The sequence below is a fragment of the Zavarzinella formosa DSM 19928 genome (assembly GCF_000255705.1).
Taxonomy (GTDB): Bacteria; Planctomycetota; Planctomycetia; order Gemmatales; family Gemmataceae; genus Zavarzinella; species Zavarzinella formosa.
In genome coordinates, this window is record NZ_JH636451.1 from 164648 (window position 1) to 167639 (window position 2992).

The window sequence follows — 2992 nt, forward strand, 5'->3', positions numbered from 1 at the left end:
GCGAACTGAAACGCCAGATGAACCTGGCTCAGGGCGGTCATCCCAAGACCCACCATGTACAGCGAGCCCAGCAGGCCGACTGACCGGCCAAGCGACTGCTGCCAGACTCCGATTCCCTCCACGGCGGCCGTGATCCCGTCCAGTTTGTCCGTGTGCTGGTGAAGCAGGCCCAAGACCTCTGTTTGCCCCTCCCGCTGGGCGACCAAAACCGGCCCGATCCGGTCAAGCGAGGCGGCTGGGTCGGTGACCGCGGCCGCGACCGGGCGGGCGATTTTGGCGAACGCATCGCCGATGTCCGTGGCGTGGGCGAACAGCCAGGCGGCGAGGTCCGGTCCGTGGGCGCCGGCGAACAGCAGGGCGGGATGCATGGGGAGCTCGGTTGGAAGCAGGAATGTCACTCATCGTCGATACACCCAAAGTCTACAAGGGTTTATCGTCGGCGGCATGGGGAAGAGGGCCGCGAGATCCGACGTTCGTGAGCGGTTTGGCTTCGCCGTGAAGTCACGGCGGGAGGAACTGGAACTGACGCAGGAAGATCTGGCCGACAAGGCCGGCATTCACCGGACCTATCTGAGCGACGTGGAGCGGGGAACCCGGAATCTGAGCCTGCTGAACATTGAGCGGCTTGCCGTCGCGCTGACGATCAGCATGGCGAAGTTGTTCGAGGCGGTTGAGGCACAATGAGGGGCGATTGGTCTTCGTCGGCGATTCAAACGACATGCCTTGCCGACTTTTGCCATGAGGCGATTTGCAAGCCACCCCATGGCAATCTGATGCCTCTAGCACCACAGCGCATTGAATCTTTTGAGTTGGCGTATTCTTTTGCGGTGTGATTCGACCGCCGCCTCGTTGCAACGTTGATGGTATTGCAGGAGATCGAGCAGGCATTGGGTCTCACTCGTGCCGCGACGCCGGTTCAGATGTCTCCGGCCTAGGATTCTCAACGCCCGGCAGACCTGCTCCAAGGTCACCGCCGGATTTTTTTTCCCGAAGCCGGGTTGTGCGCCGGGAAACGAAGGCCATCACGGTCGTGCACAGGGCCTGATGCTTTTTGAGCGACACATAATTGCGACCCTCGAAGTGCGTCAGCCCGATTTCCGACTTGGCCACCCGGAACAGATGCTCCACATGCCAGCGCGTGAAACCGACCCGAAGCAACAGACGCAACCAGACCCGCCGGTTCGACCGGGCGATGAAATATTTCACCTCCCCGGTTTCGCGGTGGCGGGCCTTGACCAGTTGGTGAGTCGCCCGCAGTTCGTCCCCAAGGCACACATCAATCCGCTTTGCCTGCCACACCGGCGCCAGCCCGGTTTGTGGCGACAAGGCAAACGCCTTCGCCTTCCTCGCTTCACGCCGGGCCGGGCAAACAAGGCGTGGGCGGCTGATTTCCCCGCCTCTCCCTCCGTCCGGCACGAGAACATCTTCGGAACCTCGCCGACGTATTGTTGATCGCTCAGATCCAGCAGGGTCAGGAATTTCGGCTTGCCGCCCAGTCCCAGATATGCATATCCCTCCAGCGTTGTATCATCATCGACAATGGCCGTCAGACGCGAAATGCTGTCATCCAGACCGGAGGCGTATTGTTGCTCCAGTTCGCGGCCGTTGGGGTAAGTCATCAGGGTCAGCCGGCTGTGGTTGGCGCCGTCTTCCATCTCGGAGTAGGCGTACTGGACTTTCGGCGTCGTGCCGGTGTCCGCCTCGCCATCGACCGCCTGATATTCCGCGATCAACTGGCCGAGGCCGTTGTAGGCCCGTTGGATCTGGTTCACCACGTCGCCGCCGGTGTCCACGTCGTAAGTGGTCGTCTGGAACAGATTGCCCTGCGTGTCGTAATTCATCTCGACCCGAAGAACCGTGTCGTCCACGCCGCTTCCCAAGGTCGTCACGGCGTCCGCCACGGACCGCCCCAGCACGTCATAAGTCCAGGTGTGGACGGTGCCGTTCCGGTCCGTCGTGGTCAGCGTCTGGCCCAGGGCGTTGACGGACTTCAACTCCTGCTGCCCGGTGCTCGGGTTCCCGGTTGTCGGATCGGGGTATTGCATGACACGGACGATGTCGTTGGAGTTCAGGCCGCTGCCGGTCGCGGTGGTCACGCCGTAAATCCAGGCGGTTGTCTGATACTGGCCGCCGGTCAGGACAAGGCGGCGGCCAAGCGGTTTGCGGCCCGGATGGCCGAGTCGGCGGGGGTTCTTGGGCGGCAGGAGCGGCTCGTCCGCTGCCTACAACTCGTCAGCGACAAGTGTTTTCGTGACATGCTCCATTGAAATTAGCCTGTCTGACAACAATATCAATCGTGGCACCGTTATTTTTTGATCGCATTTAAATTATGAATTCCCACTGTGAAAGTTGTAGAATTATGAAATAGATTTTTTCATATAATCAATACGTTGAAAATGTATTTGCTTCTGAAAAGGATCAAGTGTTTTATTCAAATCGACTGATTTTCTTGCATTATCCAATGCTTGTAGTCCGGCAGGAATATCTGTCTGTTCAAGACAGTAAGCTGCATATTCAATTGCCATCGCAGTCTCAAGGCTGACGTCATTGAACCCACACTTAAATAGCTCCCACGTCGAACGAAAGTGCGAGTTTGCCGAAAAGCGGGTCTTGGCCCTACGGTAGTCGTTACCACACGAACTTCCGCAGGACGCAAGCCCCCATGTGTTGTATCACTCTGACGCCGGCCGACCGCGCCGCCTTGCTTGATCGTTTCGCCACGGCCCCGGACCATGCCTCCCGGCAGCGGGCCGTCATCTTGTTACTGTTGCACGCCGGGGCCACATGGGCCGTCGTCACCGCCGGCCTTGGCTGCTCGTCGGCGACGGTGTCCCGATGGGCCGGACGGTATCGGGCGAACGGGATCAACGCCCTGGCCCTTCCTCCGCGACGGCCTCGTCGCCTGACGGCGTGGGCGGCCATCCTGGTCGGATGGGTATTGACCCGGAGCCCCGCTGATTTTGGGTTTGGCCGGAGCCGGTGGTCATGCGAG

6 protein-coding genes are annotated in these 2992 nt (G+C 60.1%); 2 read left to right on the top strand and 4 right to left on the bottom strand.

Translation table 11 applies throughout. The features are described from left to right. A partial coding sequence (locus tag BGIM_RS55635; RefSeq protein WP_193789076.1) for a hypothetical protein occupies positions 1-368 on the bottom strand: 368 nt, incomplete at its 3' end. Between BGIM_RS55635 and BGIM_RS0143355 the strand changes: the two genes are divergently transcribed. Next, positions 367-684 (top strand): helix-turn-helix domain-containing protein, encoded by a 318-nt coding sequence (locus BGIM_RS0143355; protein WP_238537828.1) that lies wholly within the window; start codon positions 367-369, stop codon positions 682-684. The two genes, BGIM_RS55635 and BGIM_RS0143355, sit on opposite strands and share 2 nt — an antisense overlap. Before the next feature lie 210 nt (positions 685-894). Here the strand turns inward: BGIM_RS0143355 and BGIM_RS65330 are convergent, their stop codons facing one another. The 3 genes from BGIM_RS65330 to BGIM_RS64170 all read right to left on the bottom strand — a co-directional run bounded on the left by BGIM_RS65330 (position 895) and on the right by BGIM_RS64170 (position 2525). After that, positions 895-1206 carry a hypothetical protein gene (locus BGIM_RS65330; RefSeq protein ID WP_020475833.1) on the bottom strand — a complete coding sequence of 104 codons (312 nt, stop codon included), beginning with the start codon at positions 1204-1206 and terminating at the stop codon, positions 895-897. Further along, positions 1203-2096 carry a hypothetical protein gene (locus tag BGIM_RS0143365; RefSeq protein WP_020475834.1) on the bottom strand — a complete coding sequence of 298 codons (894 nt, stop codon included), beginning with the start codon at positions 2094-2096 and terminating at the stop codon, positions 1203-1205. Before BGIM_RS0143365 ends, BGIM_RS65330 begins: the two co-directional genes overlap by 4 nt. 261 nt (positions 2097-2357) lie before the next feature. After that, complete coding sequence (locus BGIM_RS64170; RefSeq protein ID WP_157369872.1) at positions 2358-2525, bottom strand: hypothetical protein; 168 nt, start codon at positions 2523-2525, stop codon at positions 2358-2360. A gap of 137 nt (positions 2526-2662) precedes the next feature. On the opposite strand from BGIM_RS64170, the gene BGIM_RS0143370 reads away from it, so the two are divergent. Next, the coding region (locus BGIM_RS0143370) for a helix-turn-helix domain-containing protein (RefSeq protein ID WP_020475835.1) at positions 2663-2992 on the top strand (330 nt) is incomplete at its 3' end.

What these genes read in the sequence shown, in the direction of transcription:
- BGIM_RS64170 (WP_157369872.1), bottom strand. Translation starts at nt 2,525, where the DNA reads ATGGCAATTGAATATGCAGCTTACTGTCTTGAACAGACAGATATTCCT.
- BGIM_RS0143355 (WP_238537828.1), top strand. Translation starts at nt 367, where the DNA reads ATGGGGAGCTCGGTTGGAAGCAGGAATGTCACTCATCGTCGATACACC.